Source organism: Kribbella alba, assembly GCF_039529635.1.
Classification (GTDB): Bacteria; Actinomycetota; Actinomycetes; order Propionibacteriales; family Kribbellaceae; genus Kribbella; species Kribbella alba.
Genome location: NZ_BAAANE010000011.1, coordinates 52,381 through 70,170, shown reverse-complemented (window position 1 = coordinate 70,170; position 17,790 = coordinate 52,381). Strand labels below are relative to the sequence as shown.

The window sequence follows — 17,790 nt, the reverse complement described above, 5'->3', positions numbered from 1 at the left end:
GCTGCCCGAAGCCTGGGTTCCGGCCTTGCCTGCTCGCACCGGAGGGTGGTCAGTCAGACGTGGAGGATGACCTTGTGCGGGGTGATTCGGATGACGGTTCGGATGATCTCAGGCGGTAGGTCGACGTATTCCTGGCCGGCACCCGGACCGGCATAGGCTTCGGCGAGCTGCTGGGCGACCACGCGGCCGAGGTCTTCCGTGACGGTCGCGATGCCGCGGATCTCGGCGTACCGGTCGGCGGACTCCTTGTCGATCACCAGCAGGCTGGCGCGGGGATCCTTGCGCAGGTTCGAGTCCTTCTGCCGGCCGGCCGCGGTCGAGATGAGCAGGTCGTCCCCGTCCCGCCCGACCCACACCACCGACATCTGCGGACTCCCATCCGGATTGTTCGTCGCCAACACCCCCGTGTTGACCCCGTCCACCAACTGACGCGCCGCCTCACCCAAGTCCACAGTCACGCCGCGATGCTACGTCCCACGAGGACCAGACGACCGATCAGACGGGAGGAAAGTGAAGGCGGCTTACCTGGGGTAGCGAATCGATGTCAATAGCTGTAATCGAGTTCACCCAACGATCCTTCGGGCCGTACCATCTTGCGGCAGGTCCGGCCTGGGGGATACGGCTGCCACCTGTCCAAGCGAGCGATCCGGCACGGGCCGGGAGAAGCGGGGAACGCAGATGGCAGACGAGTCGGCGCCGAAACCTGGGCATTTCCTGCCCGGGGGTGCGGGCGATGCCCCGAAGTCCGGCGCGGCCGACCCGGGCCCCGCGAACCCCGAGACTCCCAAGCCCGGACACTTCCTGCCCGGCGGCGCGGGTGGTGTGGCCCCCGCGCCGGAGCGCAGGCCGACGGTCCCGGCGGAGAGCACCCCGCTGACCGCGCCCACCCCGCGCATCGGCAGCAGTACGAACGCCCCGGCAGGGCCGCCGCAGCTCAGTGGTTCGCGGCTTGGTCCACCGCCGCCCGGTGATCCTGCGGCGGCCGCGTTCAAGGCGCGCTTCTCGCCCGATCCGGTCCCGTTCGTGCCGCGCAAGAGGTCGAAGGGTCTGATCGCAGCGATCGTCGTCGGTGCCCTGCTGGTGGTCGGCGGCGGTGTGGCCGCGGCCGCCAAGCTGTTGTCGTCGTACGACGACATCGTGGCGAACCCGCTAGGCCCCCCGTCGCTCAAGAGCACCGAGTCTCCCGCCGACGATCCGTCCACCGCGGATCCGACGAGCGAGCCGATCCCCGACTCGGTGGTGGAGAAGGAGAACAAGCTCTACGCGGTCGGCAAGCTGACGGGCGGCTGCAAGGAGCCCGGGTACCGGCCGACCTCCAAGGAGAGCGTCCGCTCGTACTACCAGGTGCTGCTGACCTGCATGAACAAGGCGTGGGAGCCGGTGGTCAAGAAGGCGGGGTACTCGTTCCACCCGCCGAAGCTGATCATCTTCGACGACGGCCAGGAGACCGCCTGCGGAGTACAGAAAAAGGTTTCGTCGTACTGTGACGCCGACGGCGGCAGTGTCGCCATGCCCTGGCAGAGCATCGTGGACGACTACCCCAAGAACAAGCCGCTCGGCCGGATCGACCTCGCCGACAACCTCGGTTACGTCTATGGCGTTCATGTCCAGAAGCTGACCGGCATCTTCGACGCGGCGAGCAACCTGAGCGACGCGGCGCCGAACGAGGGCTACCGGCTGGAGCATGACCGCCGGCAGGCCCTGCAGGCGGGTTGCCTGTCCGCGGTCTTCCTTGGCGCGAACAAGGCCGCCTTCCCGATCCAGGGCGACCTGCTCAAGTGGTGGCAGTGGCGCACCAAGCACAATGGCGACGAGTTGAGCGATGACAAGGTGCGCGACCACGGCTCGAACAAGAGCGTCGAACTGTGGACGGGTCGCGGGTTCTCTACCGGGGACCCCGGCTCCTGCAACACCTTCGCCGCGGCGGCGAACAAGGTCAGCTGACCCGATGGCTGATCACTGAGGGACTGGGGGACTGATGGCGGACAAGGAGGCGGCGCCCGGCGCGCCGAAGCCTGGGCACTTTCTGCCCGGAGGCGCCGGCGAGACAGACGACGCCGGTACTGCGGGACCGCGGCCGGTCAATCGTCAGCAACCCGGCCTCGGCAAGGCCCGCCCGGTCAACGCCCAGCTGGATCCGTCGCTGCGGAAGGAGCCGCAGTCCGCGGGCTCCGAGCAAGTCGCCGGGTACGGCGCGCCGCCGGCGGCTCCCCTGCCCGGGGCTCCCGCCGCGCCGCTGCAGGGAACCCGTCAGGTCGGCGGAGCGCGGCCGGTCGGCTGGCACTCGACCTCGACGCGAGCCGCCTCCCAGTTCACCTCCGAGGCGCCGCCGGTGAAACCTCCCCGGCGGTTCTCGAAGCCATTGGTCGCCGGGATCACCGCGCTCGTACTGGTCGTGCTCGGTGGCGGAGTTGTCGCCAGCTTCAAGCTGATCGCCTCGTTCGACAACACCGTCGAGAACCCGCTCGCCAGGCCGTCGGTCAAGCAGTCGGACGAGCCGCTGCCTGCTCCAGCCCAGCCGACCGTCACGGTGACCGTCAAGCCGGTGCCGGACGAAGTACGGGTGAAGCAGAACAAGCTCTACACGGTCGGCAAGGTGTCGTCGGTCAACTGCGTCGAGCCGAGCATCAAGCCGAACAGCCAGTCGGCGATCCTGCGGTACTACCAGGCGCTCCTGCCCTGCCTGAACAAGGCGTGGGAACCGCTGGTGAAGAAGGCGGGCTACCCGTTCCGCGCACCGAAGCTGACGCTGCTGAGCAAGCAGACGGGGTCGACCTGCACGGGTGAGACGAATCGCGCCTACTACTGCGGTGATGACGAGAGCATCAACATGGACTGGCAGGGCGATCTCAAGCTCTACAAGCAGAACGCGCTGGCCGGCCGGACCTGGATGATGGACACGATCGTTCATGAGTACGGCCATCACGTGCAATACCTGACCAACATCTCGATCTCCTCGCAGTCCCGCGAGGGCTGGGCGAAGACGCAGGCCGCGAAGCTCGAGGAGAACCGGCGGCTCGAGCTTCAGGCGACCTGCTTCGGCGCCGCCTTCCTGGGGGCCAACCAGAAGTCGCTCGGGTTCACCGGCCCGAAGCTGCACATGTGGGAGTACCAGATCCAGCACAGCGGCGACGAGTACGACCCCAAGAAGGTCCACGACCACGGCTCCCGCAAGAACCAGTGGCTCTGGGCCGGACCCGCCTTCAAAACAACCAACCCCGCCTCCTGCAACACCTACACCGCGCCGGCCTCCAAAGTCTCTTGATGCCCGACCACTCCAACACCCCGCCGGGCTTCGCCAAGCCGACCACTGCGAGGAGTTCGTCGGAGCGGGTCAGCTAGAGCTTGAGTTTGAAGCCTTCATGACTGTTGGTGAAGCCGAGGCGGTCGGTGTAGAAGCGGTGTGCGTCGGTGCGGGTCTTGTCGGAGGTGAGTTGGACCAGGGAGCAGCCGCGGGCGCGGGACTCCTCGATCGACCACTCCATCAGGGCGGTGCCGAGGCCGCTGCCGCGGGCGGACTCGGCGACTCGGACGGCCTCGACCAGACCGCGGGACGAGCCCTTGCGGGACAGGCCGGGGATGATCGTCAGCTGCAGCGTGCCGATCAGCTCGCCGTTGCGTTCGGCAACGACCAGGAGCTGGTTCGGGTCGGCGTCGATCGCCTCGAAGGCACGGTGGTACGGCGTCAGGTCGTCCAGCGACTCGCGGGTGGCGCCGAGTTGGTCGTCGGCGATCATCGCGACGATTCCGGCAACGTCGGCAAGGGTGGCGCGGCGGATCACGGCATCGGTCATACCGGTCAGTTTCTCAAGCCAGGCCGGCCGTACGGCGGCCGGGTCAGCAGCGTCGGATCGTCACGGTAATTGCCTTACGCAATCACATTGCGTTAGGAAACAGCGTTTGCGGCCCGCCGGACCGGGCACGAGGCAATCAGACACCACTGCATCCGCCCGTGGCCGGGGTCGCGCGGACCGATGCGTGACGGCGGGTGCGGGCCAGTCCGGAAAGGAACTCCTCCGATGGCTGTGTTGGCGATCGACTTCACCCAACCCTTTGAAGATGCCTTCAGCAAGCTTCTCGGGTTCATCCCCAATCTGCTCGGCGGCATCGTCATCCTGGTGATCGGCTACTTCGTCGCCAAGGTGCTCGGCAAGCTTGTCGGCAAACTGCTCGGCAAGGTCGGCTTCGACCAGTGGATGGAACGAGCCGGCGTCTCCGGCGTCCTGCAGCGGTCCGGCACGGGGCTGACCGCTTCGGCGATGCTCGGGAAGGTCGTCTTCTGGTTCGTCTTCCTGATCAGCTTCACCATGTTCGCCTCGGCGCTCGGCGTGCCGGAGATCTCGAACTTCATGAGCGACATGCTCGGCTACATCCCGCGGATCTTCGCCGCGATCGTGATCGTCTGCCTGGCCGCGCTGTTCGCGAACTTCCTGGCCGCGATCATCCGGGGCGCGACCGGCAACGAGACGCTGGCGAAGGTCGGCAAGTACGCCGTCCTCGTGTACGCCGCGTTCGCCGCGCTGACGCAACTCGGCATCGCCGTCCAGTTGACCGGCAACACCCTGCTGATCGTGCTGGGTGGTGCCGCGCTGGCGCTCGGCCTCGCTTTCGGCCTCGGGGGCCGCGAGCTGGCCGGCCAGGCGCTGCAGACCCTGTTCGAGCGCGGCTCCGCGATGAAGTCCGGTACTGCGGGTTCGTCCGGTACTGCGGGCTCCAGCGGCATGGGTCGTTCGAGCGGCCTGGGTGGTTCGAATGGCATAGGTGGTTCGAACGGCGCTGCCGACGGCGGCTACCAGGGACAGGAAAGCCAGCAGAGAGGTTACGCGCAGAGCCAGCAGCCCCAGGGTGGATATGCGGGTGACCAGGAGATGCCTGAAGCGCCGTACCCGGCGTCGCACGGTTCGCCGCAGGGCGGGTATTCGAACGGCTCGAACGGCAACTACTCCGGCGGCGAGAGCGGCTGGAGCGGTCCCGAGGGTCGGCGGTAGACCCTCGGGCCGGACGGGGTCACCTCCGGCCTGAGAAGAACGGGCGGGTTCGATCGGATCGGGTCGAACCCGCCCCGTTCGTTCTCAGCTCTCTTCGGTCGGGGTCGAGGGGCTCTCGTCGGTCGGGGTCGGGGGCTGGGCATCGGGGCCGGCGCGGCGGACGTCCTCGACCTTCGCCATCGCGTCGCGCAGCTCGGCCAGCCAGCTCTCGCTGTGCTGGGCGACCAGCTTCACGCACCAGCCCAGTGCGTCGCTGCGGGACCGGGCGACGCCGGCATCCACGAGCGTGTCCAGCACCTGCCGCTCGGGCTGACGCAGCCGCGTCATCACCGGCGCCGACAACGACGTGAAAACAGTCCTGGTGTCGCCGCACTGGACGCCCCAGGCGACCTTCTTGCCGGTCGCGTGCTCGAGCTCGCGGGCGATCTCGATCCGCCGCTCCCGGGTGTCCTCGCGGAACTGCTTGATCCGGCCCTCCTCGGCGGCGGACCGCGCGGCCGCGCTGGCCTCGCCGTCCTGCTGCGGAGCCGGGATCCTGCCGACCACGAGGATCTCGTCGCGGTCGATGCTCACCTCTGGTTCGCCTTCGAACCAGTCCGAGGGGAGCCGGCCGGTCAGCCAACCCCTCACTCGCTCACCTTTGTGCGATGTATTCATGTAATCATGATTACACTCAAGTCAAGGGCAGCTAAGCGGAGCGCAAGCGAGACCGCACGAACCACCGGTGCATCCTCCTGGCCAAAGCCGTCGAGTCCCTGGCGAGTCGGGTGGTTCCGTTCTCTGCAATCGCTTGCCGACTAGTCCGGTCGATGACTGAGAGCACACCCGCCTTGGATTCTCCCGCCGCCACCCGCCACTCACCTCCTCACCAGCCCCTCCGGAGTTCCTCAGCCATCGACTGTGAGGAGTGAGTGCTCGAGTGTGAGCACTGTGTCGCCTGTAATCGATTGCCCGGGGCATACCCGACACACTCGAAGAAGGGGTCAGTTCACCCGGGCCTGCAACCCGCCTTTTGGCCTTCACGACTGGGTGAGTGATTCCTGGCTGAGCTGGAGTCCATAGGGTGTGCGGATCGGCCGGGCCGGGTGGGTCCTCCCGGTCGGGAGGGGTTTGGGGCTGGGTTTGGGCTCTAGTCGGGGGTGCTCCCGGTCGGCGGACCGGCAGTGTCGAAGACTTCGTCGCGGGTGGTGCTCAGGGCGGACTGCAAGGCCCCGGAGAGCACCGGGTCGGTGTGGATGGCGCTCATCAGCAGCCGGGGGCGGGGCACGGCGAGCTCGGACAGCTCGTCCTGGACCAGACCGCGTAACCGCTCGCCGCCGGCCGTGATCACGCCGCCCGAGAGCACGATCAGCTCCGGGTCGACCACGGCAACGATCGCGGCCAGGCCGACCGCGAGGCGATGCGCGAACTCTGCAAGCACGGTGTCACCCCCGCCCGGCGTCTGGAGTGCCGCGGCGACCGCGGCTTCCGCAGTACGGGCTTTCAGGCCGTGGCTGCGGGCCAGTGCGAGTACAGCTTCACCACCGGCGAGTTCCTGGAAGCCGCCGGCGTTGTTGCGGCCGACGTTGCGGACCAGCGGGGTGCCGGGCAGCGGCAGGAAGGCGACCTCGCCCGCACCCCCGGTGGCACCGCGGACGAGCCGTCCACCGATCACCACTGCGGCACCGATGCCATCCTCGCCCCAGAGGAGGACGAAATTGTCGCTGCCCTGTGCGTGACCGACGCGCTGCTCGGCCACCGCGGCCAGGTTCACGTCGTTCTCGACTTCCAGCGGTACTGCGATCGCCGCGGCCAGTTCGTCGAGCAGGCGGGCCGCGTGCCACCCAGGTAGGTGCATGGCGTAGCGCAGCCGCCCGGTGGTCGGGTCGAACCCACCCGGCGTGCCGATGGAAACACGGTGCAACCGGTCCCGCCTCAGCCCCGCTTCGCCTAGTGCGCCGTCGATCGCCTTGACCACACGCTCGACAGTTCCCCTGGCGCTCCGGCCCGGAGTCGGCAGCTCGTACGAGCCGACGACCTTGCCGGTCAGATCGGCCACGGCGGACCGGATGCGGATAGGGGTGACGTCGAGGCCGGCCACATACGCGATGCCGCCGTTGATCTCGTACAGCTGGGCATTCGGCCCGGGGCGGCCGGCGCTGGTCCCGCTGGCCCGGACGAGCCCGGCGCTCTCCAGGCGGGAGAGCAGTTGGGATGCGGTCGGCTTGGACAGGCCGGTGAGGTTGCCGAGAGCGGTCCGCGAGAGCGGGCCCTGTGCGAGCAGCAGATCGAGCGCGGCGCGGTCGTTCATCGCGCGGAGCAGGCGCGGAGTACCGGGTGTGCTGGCCATGAGCTAACCCTGCCCTCCTTCCGCCCTCAGCCCGGGTCGCCGTGCCGGGAAGCCGGCGACCACGCCAACTGTTAGGAAAGTTTCCTATTACGGCGAGACCGTACGGGTGTCGGAGCGCACTGTCAATCGACCGCGCAACCGTGGCTCCTTAGCCCCCTTACGTCCGAAGGACCGCGGGGCAGGCCCCGCACCCTTTCGGACGCAACCGCCTCTGTGGTTCCGGAGCCCTTGCGTCCGAAGGACCGCCGGGCAGGCCCAGCACCCTTTCGGACGCAACCGCCTCTGTGGTTCCGGAGCCCTTGCGTCCGAAGGACCGTGGGGCTGACCCCGAACCCTTTCGGACGCAACGGCTGGTGGTTCCGGAAGATTGCGTCCGAGCGACCGTGGGGCAGGCCCAGCACCTTTTCGGACGCAACCGCTCCGTGGTTCCCGATGGTTGTGTCCGAAGGGCCGTGGGGCGGGCCCTGCACCCTTTCGGACGCAAGCGTGGTTCCGGAGCCCTTGCGTCCGAAGGGCCGTGGGGCGGGCCCCGCACCCTTTCGGACGCAGCGGCTGGTTGGTTGGGCGGTGGCTTAGGGGAGGCGCCAGTCGATGGGGGTGGCGCCTTGTTCGACCAACAGGGCGTTGACGCGGCTGAAGGGGCGGGAGCCGAAGAAACCGCGGTCGGCCGACATCGGGCTGGGGTGCGCGCTCTCGATGTAAGGCGTGCTGCCGAGCATCGGCTTGAGCGTCTGGGCGTCGCGGCCCCACAGAATGGCGACGAGCGGGCCACCGCGCTTCACCAGCGAGTGGATCGCCTGCTCCGTCACCTCTTCCCAGCCCTTGCCGCGATGCGAGGCCGACTTGCCGGGCTGCACGGTGAGCACCCTGTTCAGCATCAGCACACCTTGCTTCGCCCACGGTGTCAGGTCGCCATTGGAAGGCGCCGGTACGCCGACGTCGGCCATCAGCTCGCGATAGATGTTCGCCAGGCTGCGGGGGATCGGCCGCACGTCAGGCGCCACGGAGAAGCTCAGGCCGACCGGATGACCGGGTGTCGGGTACGGGTCCTGGCCGACGATCAACACCTTCACGTCGTTCAGAGGCTGGGTGAAGGCTTTCAGCACGTTCTCCCCGGCCGGCAGATAAGGCCGCCCGGCGGCGATCTCACCGCGCAGGAACTCGCCCATCTTCGACACGGTGTCCTCAACCGGCGCCAAGGCCTCGGCCCAGTCCGCAGTCACCAGATCATTCAACGTCTTAGGACTCACCCGCCCAAGCCTCCCACCCTTCGCCCCCACTCCGCACCCGACCCACCCTGAGCTCTACTGGGCACCCGGCCAGCGGTGAGTGTGATCGGGGTGGGTGGCGGCCACGGACACCCGGTGGGGACCCGAACACCAGTGGTGGGGACCTCGGACACCGGTGTGGGGACCTCGGACACCAGTGGTGGGGACCTCGGACACCAACTGGGGACCTCGGACACCGGTGTGGGGACCTCGGACACCAGTGGTGGGGACCTCGGACACCAACTGGGGACCTCGGACACCGGTGTGGGGACCTCGGACACCATCTGGGGGCCTCGGTCAGCAAATATCGTGACCGTGGTCCCCAGATGATGTCCGAGCTCCCTAGATCTGGTTCAACACGTCGTGCTGGATCGTGCGCGCGGCCCTCTGGCCTGCCGGTGGATGTGGCCGCGTCTCGAGGTCCGGCCGACTCGGCATCGGCTCGCAGTACAGGTGGATCCCGGCCACCGGTAACGGCTTCTTCGTCCGGTAGCGCCCAATTTGCCGCTAGTGGCCGAAGAACCCGCCAGCGGGCCGCCCCTCCGCCGCGCGACATCACGACTCGACGTCATCAAGCCGGCGACAGAGGCACCTCAAGCCCCCTACATCGAAGGCTGCCCTCGTCACCCAGAGTTCGCGTGTCGGTGAGGCCGTGGTTTGCGTTGACCGGGTAGAAAAGTGGTCGGCCCCGCAAAGGTATGAGCTTGCGGGGCCTTTGCGTGTCGTTGGGTCCGAAGGGGCGTGGGGCAGGACCCTCGGTTGTTCGGACGCAAGTGGTTGGGGGAGACAGGGGGTCAGGTGGCGAGGCGTTTGAGGGCGTGGGCGTAGCGGTGCGCGAAGAGGGACTGGGCGGTGCGGGTGGCGGGGCCGCCTAGGCGGGCGTACCAGGTGGCCGGGCGGCTGTAGGCGCGGAGGGTGAAGAAGACGTCGTCGCCCTCGCGGGTGACCAGGAAGGATTCCTCGCCGGACTCCGGGTGACCTTGCAAAGTGCCGTAGGCGAAGCCGGTGCCGTCAGGTTCGTCGACGACCCAGACGACGCGGCACGGGATCGGGATGCCCACCGGGCCGACGCCGAGGCGGCCGAGGGAGTTCGTGCCGATCACCGCGGGGCTGTCGGTCGTCTCGATCCGGACTCCGGCCGCGTTGTGCATCTTCCAGGTCATCAGGGCTTCGCCCGCGGTGAGGAACACCTGGTCGCCGGTGCTGATCTGCTCACGTACTTCGAGCCGGTGGTAGCCGGGCGGCGTCTCGTCGTACCTCGTGGACCCGATCACGTCGTAGTTGAACCTGAGTTCGACAAGATCCGCGAGCTTCATCTGACCCCTTCCGCTGCCTGCAGCCGTCTCCTGGCCAGTAAGCCACACAACCCGAACCCAACTGCGTTCGCCAGGCCGTGCGTGGCGACCATCCACTCCAACGGTAGATAGGGCGTCGCGACGACATGCCCCAGTGCCCAGCTGAGCGCCAGCAGCATGGTGACCACCAGCACCGATGCCGAGACGACCAACAGGGTCGCGGTGGTTCGGTCGGTCTCGCGCGATCGCCGCCAGAGATGCCAGCCGACCAGCCACATGCCGGCAGTCAGTACTGCGGCGCCGGCGAGCTCGACGGAATCCCCGAGGAAGAAGCCGAGCAGCACGATCCCGGTCCCGAGCGGCACACTGATCGCCGCAGCACTCGCAGCACTCGCAGCACTCGCAGCCCTGCTGCTCGAGTCGGCGAGTGCCCCGGTGCCGGTTCTCGCAGCCGCGCTGCTCGAGTCGGCGAGTGCCCCGGTGCCGGTTCTCGCAGCCGCGCTGCTCGAGTCGGCGAGTGCCCCGGTGCCGGTTCTCGGGGCAGTGCTCGTCGCGGTGCTCGTGCCGGCGACGAGGAAGGCAATGAGGGCGGCCGCGAATCCGGCGAAGTGGAAGTGCGCGACCGTCAACGACAACACCGTCAGGTTGAAGCCGAACAACTCGTACGAGGACCGTTCCGCAACCAGCGACAGCGCCGCGATCGACGGTGTCACCAATGCGGTGTAGAGCGCGATCTCCCTTGCCCGCAGACGTTTCCGACGGACCAGATCAACCGCAGCCAGTACTACGAGCGCGAGCGTCCCCGCCAGGTAGATCGACGCCAGCGTGATGGAAAGTGCTCCGCGAGGCAGCCAGAGTGAAACCGCTCCGGGCACGGCGAAGGCGAACCACCAGCGCGGTGCTGGACGGCTGGAGGGGCCGAGCGCAGGACGGGCGGGAACGTCCATGAGGGTGAGCCCGAGCGGCACGATCACGAGCATGCCCAGGCTCACCACCAGGTGGACGAGGATGATCAACTGGCTTTCAGGCCGGTGGTCTTGTCTTCCTTCAGGGCCTGGAAGAGCGCCTTGGCCTTCGTCGTGTCCCACTTGACCGCCGAACCGGCCGGTGTGCTCAGGTTGCTGTTCGAGATCGGCACGGTCAGGGTGACCCCGTTGCTGCCGCCGGAGACTGCCTGCATGCCTCGGGCGAACTTGAACAAGTCCAGTGGATTCATCGTGGTGTCGATGGTGAGGGCGTCCGCGCCCGCCGTGCCGACCTTGTAGTACCGCACCGGGTTGAGGAAGGTCGCGGGTGAGAGCGCCTTCTTCGCGACCGCGCCGACCATCTCGCGTTGCCGCTGCACCCGGGCGAGGTCGCCGGTCGCGTCGGTGTGCCGTGACCGAACGTAGCCGAGGGCCTTGGTGCCGTCGAGTTGCTGGCATCCCTTCGGCAGGTTGATGTGCGCCTGTGGGTCCTTCATTGCCTTGGGCAAGCACATCTGGACGCCGCCGACGCTGTCGATGACCGAGGCGAAGCCGCCGAATCCGATCTCGACATAGTGATCGACTCGCAGACCGGTGACGTCCTCGACGGTCTGGATCAGCAACTTCTGCCCGCCGAATGCGAAGGCGGCGTTGAGCTTGTTCTTGCCATGGCCCGGGATCGGCACGTAGCTGTCCCGCGGCAGGCTGATCAACGCGGTCGGGCCGGACTGCGGCACATGCAGCATCATGATCGTGTCGGTTCGCTGGCCCGCGGCGCTACCGGTGCCGAGCTTCTTCTTGTCTGCCGCGCTGAGGCCCGCGCGGCTGTCCGATCCGACTAGCAGGTACGTCGTGCCGGGGGTGTCCGCAGGGCGTTGTCCGCTGGGGAACGCGTCAACCTTGCTGATCCGGCCCCACGCGTACAGCGGGACGGAGATCAGCACCAGCAGAAACAGCAGGACGATCAGTCCGATGATCCGGACGACCCAGTTGCGCCTCTTCTTGCGAACGGGCGGCCGGCTGACGTAGCTCCGGTCGATGGGCTGGGAATGGCTCATGCCCCCGACCGTATCGGGAAGGCGATAACCGCCGCGTCACCCCGACGGATGGTCCTGTCCCGATACTTTCAGACCGCCGAGCGACCCGACCTCGGTCAAAAGGACGATTTCCGCCCCGTGACCGAACCAAATCGCCGGAACTCGCGTGGCGACTGACCGACGCGCGCGCTGAAGAGCCTGCTGAAGTACGCCGGGTCGTCATACCCGACCTCGCGCGCGATCGTCGCCACCGGCAGATCCGACTCGGCGAGCAACGCCTTCGCCTCGTTGAGGCGGGCGGTCAGGACGACTTCCTGCGGCGTGGAGCCGGTCGCCCGGCGGGTCGCCTCGCGCAACTCGCCGACGGATAACCCCAGGTCAGCGGCATATCCGTGGATCGAGGACGACCGAAGAGCGAGCTGTTCCAGCCGGTCCACGAGCTCGTCGCTCCCGTCATCCGCGGACGCCGCCGTGATCAGGTCGAGGAGAGCCGCCACCGCCTGTACTGCGGAGGCCGGCCCGCCCGCGCGGGTGATGCGGAGCAACCTCGCGAACGGGCGTTCGATCGCGCGCGGATCCGCATACCGGCGTACGGGCTGAGTGGGGTCCAGGTGGCCGAGGGCGGTGAGGGCGCCGGTGGCAGGGCCACCGAAGAGTGTCCAGGACTGGTGCCACTCAGTAGTCGGGCGGTATCCGTGCAGGACGCCCGGGAACAACCACAGCAGCGCGGGCGCGTGCACCTCGTGCAGGGTCCGGTCCGGGCCGTGCAGTAGGTGTCCACGACCTTGGCTGAGGAAGACCGCGGCGTGGCAGCCGAGGGCACGTTCCGGCGTTGGGCCCGGGGGGTTCCGTTGCTCGCCCGTCCCCAGGCAGAAGAGTCCAAGTTGTCGATGGACCGGGCTTGGCGTGAAGTAACTCGACCAGTTCGACATGTTGACAAGAATCCAAGAACTGGTGGCTCGAGTCCATTCCAGCGGGTGTCCCGGACGGCTGGAATGGTGCTGTGCTGACTTCTAACGGGTATGTGCTGGATGAGGCGGCGAACCGCCTCGGGCCGCTGGTCGCAGTACCGGATTGGGAGGTCCGCGATCGGGTGACGCTGCGGGAGCGGTTGCGGCGGGACGGGTACCTGTACCTGCGCGGATTGCTCGATCGTGAGGAGGTGCTGGCGTTCCGGCGGTACTACTTCGAGCGGACCGGCGGCACGGTCGATCGCGCGGGGTTCCGGAAGGTGCTGTTCGGCGAGATCGTGCCAGGGCCGGAGTACGCCGCGTTCTGCACGCAGCCGGCGTTGCGGGAGTGGTTCGCGTGGTTCCTGGGCGGGGAGACCTTCCTGCACAAGCGGAAGATCATCCGGCAGACAGCGCCGGGGGAGAACGGGATCGGCACGGCCACGCAGGCGCACTACGACCTGGTCTACCTGCGGGAAGGGACCGATCGGGTGCTGTCCGCGTGGATCCCGCTCGGCGACTGTCCGGTGGAACTCGGCGGCCTGGTCTACCTCGAGGGCAGTCATCACCGGGTGCTGCGCGAGGAGGCCGAGGGGCGACTGAAACGCCCGGCCGCGTCGATCACCGCGGATCTGCCTGGACTGGCCGACGAGTACGACGCGCGCTGGCTGGCCGCCGACTACGCCGCCGGGGATGTCGTCATCCACACCGCCCACACGGTCCACGCGGCCCTCGACAACGTCGACCCCACCGGCACCCTCCGCCTATCCACCGACATCCGCTACCAGCGAGCCGACGCGCCCACCGACCCCCGCTGGCAGTCCGACTGGCACGACCGAGACGGCCTCTGACCCGCAGTTTTGCGGCTTCGCCTTGTCTCGCGCTCCGACGTGCGCAACGGTGGACGCATGGACAGGTCAGAGGAGAACCGTGCCATCGATGAGGTCATCGACCGGCTGGCCCAGCAGTTCCCCCAGCTTCCGGCCGACGACGTGGCAGCAGCCGTCAATGAGACGCGGCCCGAGTTCGACCACGCGCCGATCAGGGATTTCATCCCGCTGTTCATCGAACGAGACGCCAAGGCGCGGCTGCGCGAACTGGTCGGCTGATTCCGCGATTCGGTTCCCGGCCCTGTTCCCGGCGGGAATCGACCGAAAATCGGAACGCTCTCGCTAACGATATTCATTTCGGTTAAGGTTTTTCCCGACCGACCGGGCCGACGTTTGGGGTGTCGACCGGAGGTACGAGTCTGAGGAGAGCCGTGAATCGCAACGAGCTGGTCGCCGGCGTGGCGTCGAAGGCGGGCATCCCGCGGAACCAGGCCGAGAAGGTCCTCGACGCGCTGGGCGACGTCGTCACCGAGGCCGTGCACAAGGGGGACAAGGTCTCGCTGACCGGCCTGCTCAGCATCGAGCGCGTACTGCGCGCGCCGCGGACCGGCCGCAACCCGCAGACCGGCGAGCCGCTGTCGATCCCGGCCGGCTACTCCGTCCGACTGTCCTGCGGCAGCCGCCTCAAGGCCGCAGCCAGAGGCAACCTCCGCACCATCTCCTGACGGACCACCTGGCCCGTCAGGAGAGGCACCCGGCGTCCCGGCTTCAGCGGTGGACGGCGGTGACCCAGTACGGCGTGGTCGGAGTCGGTGCGTTCACGCCGAACCGTGCGTTGGGCAGGTAGATCCGGTCGCGGAAGAATGCAGCCGTGGTGGGTGTGTCGAAGTCGCCGCTGGTGATATTGCGGACGAACCTGCCGCTGGTGCCGGACTTGTTCAGGTCAAGTACGGAGATCTGATTCAGCCGGTTCTGTACGACGTACAGGATGTCCTTCGAGCGCAGCAGGCCGTCGCCCGCCGTCATCACCGCGCCGCCGAGGTCGATCTTGCGGGTCACGCCGGTGCGGGGATCGACGCGGAACAGGAACCCGGTCGCGGACTGCACGATGATCAGGGCTCGGCCGTCCGGGGTGAGGGAGATGCCGTTCGCGTTGACGCCTGCGACGTGCTTGTAATCGCCGGTCAGCGGGATCGTCCGGACCGCCGACTTCTTGGCCAGCTTGCCGTTCTGCCCGAGCGGGACCTTGTAGAGCACCGGTTGCTGTGAATCGGTGAACCAGGCGCCGTTCTTGCCCAGGATGACGTCGTTGACGAAGGTCGGCGTCTTGGTGGTGAAGGTGTAACTGGCGAGCACCTTGCCGGTCTTGGTGTCGATCACCCGACCGTTGCCGCCGGTCGCACCGGCCACGAACAACCGGCCCCGGTTGTCGATCTTCATCCCGAGCGAGCCCGTTCCCGGTCCCTGACTGATGACCCGCCCCTGGCCGGTGCGCAGGTCAGCTTGGTAGATGTCGCCATCCAGCCGCGACCCGAAGTACGCCTTGCCGTGAGCGATCGCGATGCCCTCCGGGGGGAAGCCGTTGGGCAGTTCGAACCGCTTGGGGAAGCTGGCGGAGCCGCTGACACCGGCGGCCGAGGCGGCGTCGACAGTCGTACCGAACCGGATCGGGTCGCACTTGTCTTCGTGGGTGTTTCCTGTGGCGGCCGGCAGGTTGGCGACGGCTGCCGATGCGGGTGCTGAGACGGAATCGGGTGCAGCAGCGTTCGCGGTGGTGAGCACGGAGGCGGTGAGGCTGCCTAGGAGCAGTGCGGGGAGGGCGAGCAGCGCGGTGATCGCGCGGCTCGTTCGTCTGAACGGCGGGCGAGGCATGAGCGGGTTCCTCCTGATCTGGAGCCGCTCTCGATCGCCGACCAGCGGCTCGCGTGCTGTCACATCGTTGTGCGTTCAACTTAGGACAACGTCCCGATGACCTGAACGGTTCAGACCCGGTGGTCTCATCCCGTTCCCGAGCCCGTCGGGAAACCGCTCGGGACACGCCCGACTCACCGGGTACTGTCACCGACAGTGTTGTGATGGACGAATCAGACAAGCGGGAGCATCGATGACAGCAGGGATCGACCCCTCGGATCTGTCCGAGACGGTCCGGCCGCAGGACGATCTGTACCGGCACGCGAACGGAACGTGGCTGGAACGCCACGAGATCCCCGCGGACAAGGCGATCTACGGCGCCTTCCATGCGCTCCGGGATACCGCCGAGGCCAACGTCCGGACGATCGTCGAGAAGACGGCCGGCGGGGAGCAACCCGAGCGCACGGAGGCGCGCAAGATCGGTGATCTGTTCACGAGCTTCATGGACGAGGACAAGATCGAGGCCCTCGGCGCCGACCCGATCGCGGACCAGTTGGAGCTCGTCTCCTCGGTCAAGGACCTGAACGGCTTCGTCGAGGCGCTGGGCGCACTCGAGCTCCAAGGAGTGCCCGGGGTCTTCCACTACTGGGTGGACGCCGACGCCAAGGACTCCGAGCGGTACATCGTCTACGTCACGCAGGGCGGTCTGAGCCTGCCGGACGAGTCGTACTACCGCGAAGACACCTTCGCCGCCGAGCGCACGGAGTACCTGGCGCACGTGGCCCGGATGCTCGAGCTGGCGGGGCTGCCCGATCCCGAGGGCTCGGCGACGAGGATCTTGGCGCTCGAGACCCGGTTGGCCGCGAGCCACTGGGACCGGGTGAAGGAGCGCGATGTCACCCGCACGTACAACAAGGTCGACCGGGCCGCCCTGGAGGAGCTGACTCCGGGCTTCGACTGGTCCGTCTGGCTGTCCGCGGCGGGGATTGCGGACAGTGCCTTCGCGGAACTCGTCGTTCGCGAGCCTGACTTCCTGACCGCAGCGGCCGAGGCCCTGCAGGAGATCGAGCTCGAGCACTGGAAGGAGTGGCTCCGCTGGCGGATCGTGCACACCGCGGCGCCGTTGCTGAGCAGGGCTTTCGTCGACGAGAACTTCGGCTTCTACGGACGCACCCTGACGGGTGCACCGGAGCTGCGCGAGCGGTGGAAGCGCGGTCTGGACGTGGTCGAGTCCGCCCTGGGTGAGGCCGTCGGCCAGCTGTACGTCGCCGAGTACTTCCCGCCGGTCGCGAAGGCACGGATGGTCGAGCTGGTCGCGAATCTGGTCGAGGCCTATCGCCAACGCATCGATGCGCTCGACTGGATGGGCCCGGAGACCCGGCAGCGGGCCCTCGACAAGCTCGGCCGGTTCACCCCGAAGGTCGGGTACCCGGACAAGTGGCGCGACTACAGCAAGCTCGAGGTCAGCGCCGACGACCTGGTCGGCAACGTACGCCGGTCGGTCGCGGTGGAGACCGCCAGGGAGCTGGCCAAGCTCGGGCAGCCGGTGGACCGCGACGAGTGGCACATGACCCCGCAGACTGTGAACGCCTACTACAACCCGCGGATGAACGAGATCGTCTTCCCGGCCGGGATCCTGCAGCCGCCGTTCTTCGGCCTGGACGCCGACGACGCGGTGAACTACGGCGCGATCGGTGCGGTGATCGGGCACGAGATCGGGCACGGCTTCGACGACCAGGGCTCGAAGTACGACGGCGCGGGCAACCTCAACGACTGGTGGACCGACGACGACCGGGCCGCCTTCGAGCAGCGCACGGACAAGCTGGTCGAGCAGTACAACCAGTTGGAGCCGACGGAAGCACCTGGACACCACGTCAACGGCGCGCTCACCCTGGGCGAGAACATCGGGGATCTCGGCGGCCTGTCGATCGCGTACACGGCGTACGAGATCTCACTCGGCGGCGAAGAGGCGCCGGTGGTGAACGGGCTGACCGGGCCGCAGCGGTTCTTCCTGTCCTGGGCGCACGCGTGGTCGACGAAGACGCGCGAGGCCGAGGTGATCCGCCGGCTGGCGCTCGACCCGCACTCGCCGCCGGAGTTCCGCTGCAACGCGGTGGCTCGCAACATCGACGAGTTCCACACCGCGTTCGAGGTGACCGAGGCCGACAAGATGTGGCTGGCGCAGGAGGACCGCGTCCGGATCTGGTGAAGCCGAAGGCGCCCCACCACTTCGCAGTGGTGGGGCGCCTTCAGCTGTCAGGAGTCCTCCAGCTGTCA

17 protein-coding genes are annotated in these 17,790 nt (G+C 67.8%); 7 read left to right on the top strand and 10 right to left on the bottom strand.

Going from position 1 to position 17,790, the window contains the following annotated elements:
• Positions 1-53 precede the first annotated feature (53 nt).
• Entirely contained in the window at positions 54-458 is a 405-nt protein-coding gene (locus ABD210_RS28980) for a PPOX class F420-dependent oxidoreductase (RefSeq protein WP_344115730.1), read from the bottom strand.
• 220 nt (positions 459-678) lie between these two features.
• On the opposite strand from ABD210_RS28980, the gene ABD210_RS28975 reads away from it, so the two are divergent.
• Both ABD210_RS28975 and ABD210_RS28970 read left to right on the top strand, forming a co-directional pair.
• A complete protein-coding gene (locus ABD210_RS28975) occupies positions 679-1,944 on the top strand; it encodes a neutral zinc metallopeptidase (protein WP_344115728.1) in 1,266 nt (421 codons plus the stop codon).
• A 34-nt stretch (positions 1,945-1,978) separates the two neighbouring features.
• Positions 1,979-3,265 carry a neutral zinc metallopeptidase gene (locus tag ABD210_RS28970; RefSeq protein WP_344115726.1) on the top strand — a complete coding sequence of 429 codons (1,287 nt, stop codon included), beginning with the start codon at positions 1,979-1,981 and terminating at the stop codon, positions 3,263-3,265.
• 73 nt (positions 3,266-3,338) lie between these two features.
• On the opposite strand, the gene ABD210_RS28965 is transcribed toward ABD210_RS28970, so the two are convergent.
• On the bottom strand, positions 3,339-3,794 hold the full coding sequence (locus ABD210_RS28965; protein WP_344115724.1) for a GNAT family N-acetyltransferase: 456 nt from the start codon (positions 3,792-3,794) through the stop codon (positions 3,339-3,341).
• A 225-nt stretch (positions 3,795-4,019) separates the two neighbouring features.
• Between ABD210_RS28965 and ABD210_RS28960 the strand changes: the two genes are divergently transcribed.
• Positions 4,020-4,988: a mechanosensitive ion channel family protein gene (locus ABD210_RS28960; protein ID WP_344115722.1), complete on the top strand. Its 969-nt coding sequence runs from the start codon at positions 4,020-4,022 to the stop codon at positions 4,986-4,988.
• An 84-nt stretch (positions 4,989-5,072) separates the two neighbouring features.
• On the opposite strand, the gene ABD210_RS28955 is transcribed toward ABD210_RS28960, so the two are convergent.
• From ABD210_RS28955 to ABD210_RS28925, 7 genes are all read right to left on the bottom strand, one after another.
• Positions 5,073-5,618, bottom strand: coding sequence for a hypothetical protein (locus tag ABD210_RS28955; protein WP_344115720.1), 546 nt, complete (start codon positions 5,616-5,618; stop codon positions 5,073-5,075).
• Between the two features lie 499 nt (positions 5,619-6,117).
• Complete coding sequence (locus ABD210_RS28950; protein WP_344115718.1) at positions 6,118-7,317, bottom strand: ROK family transcriptional regulator; 1,200 nt, start codon at positions 7,315-7,317, stop codon at positions 6,118-6,120.
• A gap of 572 nt (positions 7,318-7,889) precedes the next feature.
• Positions 7,890-8,597 carry a uracil-DNA glycosylase gene (locus tag ABD210_RS28945; RefSeq protein ID WP_425552758.1) on the bottom strand — a complete coding sequence of 236 codons (708 nt, stop codon included), beginning with the start codon at positions 8,595-8,597 and terminating at the stop codon, positions 7,890-7,892.
• Between the two features lie 782 nt (positions 8,598-9,379).
• A complete protein-coding gene (locus ABD210_RS28940; RefSeq protein ID WP_344115714.1) occupies positions 9,380-9,901 on the bottom strand; it encodes a DUF1990 domain-containing protein in 522 nt (173 codons plus the stop codon).
• Positions 9,898-10,896, bottom strand: a complete 999-nt coding sequence (locus ABD210_RS28935; protein ID WP_344115712.1) for a YndJ family protein — start codon at positions 10,894-10,896, stop codon at positions 9,898-9,900. The genes ABD210_RS28940 and ABD210_RS28935 overlap by 4 nt, the downstream gene beginning before the upstream one ends.
• Positions 10,893-11,903, bottom strand: a complete 1,011-nt coding sequence (locus ABD210_RS28930; protein ID WP_344115710.1) for an LCP family protein — start codon at positions 11,901-11,903, stop codon at positions 10,893-10,895. Before ABD210_RS28930 ends, ABD210_RS28935 begins: the two co-directional genes overlap by 4 nt.
• A 95-nt stretch (positions 11,904-11,998) precedes the next feature.
• A complete protein-coding gene (locus ABD210_RS28925; RefSeq protein WP_344115709.1) occupies positions 11,999-12,814 on the bottom strand; it encodes a helix-turn-helix domain-containing protein in 816 nt (271 codons plus the stop codon).
• Between the two features lie 71 nt (positions 12,815-12,885).
• Here ABD210_RS28925 and ABD210_RS28920 point away from each other — a divergent pair, with 71 nt between their 5' ends.
• From ABD210_RS28920 to ABD210_RS28910, 3 genes are all read left to right on the top strand, one after another.
• Entirely contained in the window at positions 12,886-13,683 is a 798-nt protein-coding gene (locus ABD210_RS28920; protein ID WP_344115707.1) for a phytanoyl-CoA dioxygenase family protein, read from the top strand.
• Positions 13,684-13,740: 57 nt separating this feature from the next.
• Positions 13,741-13,941, top strand: coding sequence for a three-helix bundle dimerization domain-containing protein (locus ABD210_RS28915; protein ID WP_344115705.1), 201 nt, complete (start codon positions 13,741-13,743; stop codon positions 13,939-13,941).
• A gap of 152 nt (positions 13,942-14,093) precedes the next feature.
• Positions 14,094-14,387 (top strand): HU family DNA-binding protein, encoded by a 294-nt coding sequence (locus tag ABD210_RS28910; protein WP_344115703.1) that lies wholly within the window; start codon positions 14,094-14,096, stop codon positions 14,385-14,387.
• A gap of 43 nt (positions 14,388-14,430) precedes the next feature.
• On the opposite strand, the gene ABD210_RS28905 is transcribed toward ABD210_RS28910, so the two are convergent.
• Positions 14,431-15,534 carry an SMP-30/gluconolactonase/LRE family protein gene (locus ABD210_RS28905; protein ID WP_344115701.1) on the bottom strand — a complete coding sequence of 368 codons (1,104 nt, stop codon included), beginning with the start codon at positions 15,532-15,534 and terminating at the stop codon, positions 14,431-14,433.
• A gap of 232 nt (positions 15,535-15,766) precedes the next feature.
• Between ABD210_RS28905 and ABD210_RS28900 the strand changes: the two genes are divergently transcribed.
• On the top strand, positions 15,767-17,722 hold the full coding sequence (locus ABD210_RS28900; protein WP_344115699.1) for a M13 family metallopeptidase: 1,956 nt from the start codon (positions 15,767-15,769) through the stop codon (positions 17,720-17,722).
• The last annotated feature ends 68 nt before the right edge of the window (positions 17,723-17,790 follow it).

What these genes read in the sequence shown, in the direction of transcription:
- ABD210_RS28975 (WP_344115728.1), top strand. Translation starts at nt 679, where the DNA reads ATGGCAGACGAGTCGGCGCCGAAACCTGGGCATTTCCTGCCCGGGGGT.
- ABD210_RS28970 (WP_344115726.1), top strand. Translation starts at nt 1,979, where the DNA reads ATGGCGGACAAGGAGGCGGCGCCCGGCGCGCCGAAGCCTGGGCACTTT.
- ABD210_RS28965 (WP_344115724.1), bottom strand. Translation starts at nt 3,794, where the DNA reads ATGACCGATGCCGTGATCCGCCGCGCCACCCTTGCCGACGTTGCCGGA.
- ABD210_RS28960 (WP_344115722.1), top strand. Translation starts at nt 4,020, where the DNA reads ATGGCTGTGTTGGCGATCGACTTCACCCAACCCTTTGAAGATGCCTTC.
- ABD210_RS28950 (WP_344115718.1), bottom strand. Translation starts at nt 7,317, where the DNA reads ATGGCCAGCACACCCGGTACTCCGCGCCTGCTCCGCGCGATGAACGAC.
- ABD210_RS28940 (WP_344115714.1), bottom strand. Translation starts at nt 9,901, where the DNA reads ATGAAGCTCGCGGATCTTGTCGAACTCAGGTTCAACTACGACGTGATC.
- ABD210_RS28930 (WP_344115710.1), bottom strand. Translation starts at nt 11,903, where the DNA reads ATGAGCCATTCCCAGCCCATCGACCGGAGCTACGTCAGCCGGCCGCCC.
- ABD210_RS28925 (WP_344115709.1), bottom strand. Translation starts at nt 12,814, where the DNA reads ATGTCGAACTGGTCGAGTTACTTCACGCCAAGCCCGGTCCATCGACAA.
- ABD210_RS28915 (WP_344115705.1), top strand. Translation starts at nt 13,741, where the DNA reads ATGGACAGGTCAGAGGAGAACCGTGCCATCGATGAGGTCATCGACCGG.
- ABD210_RS28905 (WP_344115701.1), bottom strand. Translation starts at nt 15,534, where the DNA reads ATGCCTCGCCCGCCGTTCAGACGAACGAGCCGCGCGATCACCGCGCTG.
- ABD210_RS28900 (WP_344115699.1), top strand. Translation starts at nt 15,767, where the DNA reads ATGACAGCAGGGATCGACCCCTCGGATCTGTCCGAGACGGTCCGGCCG.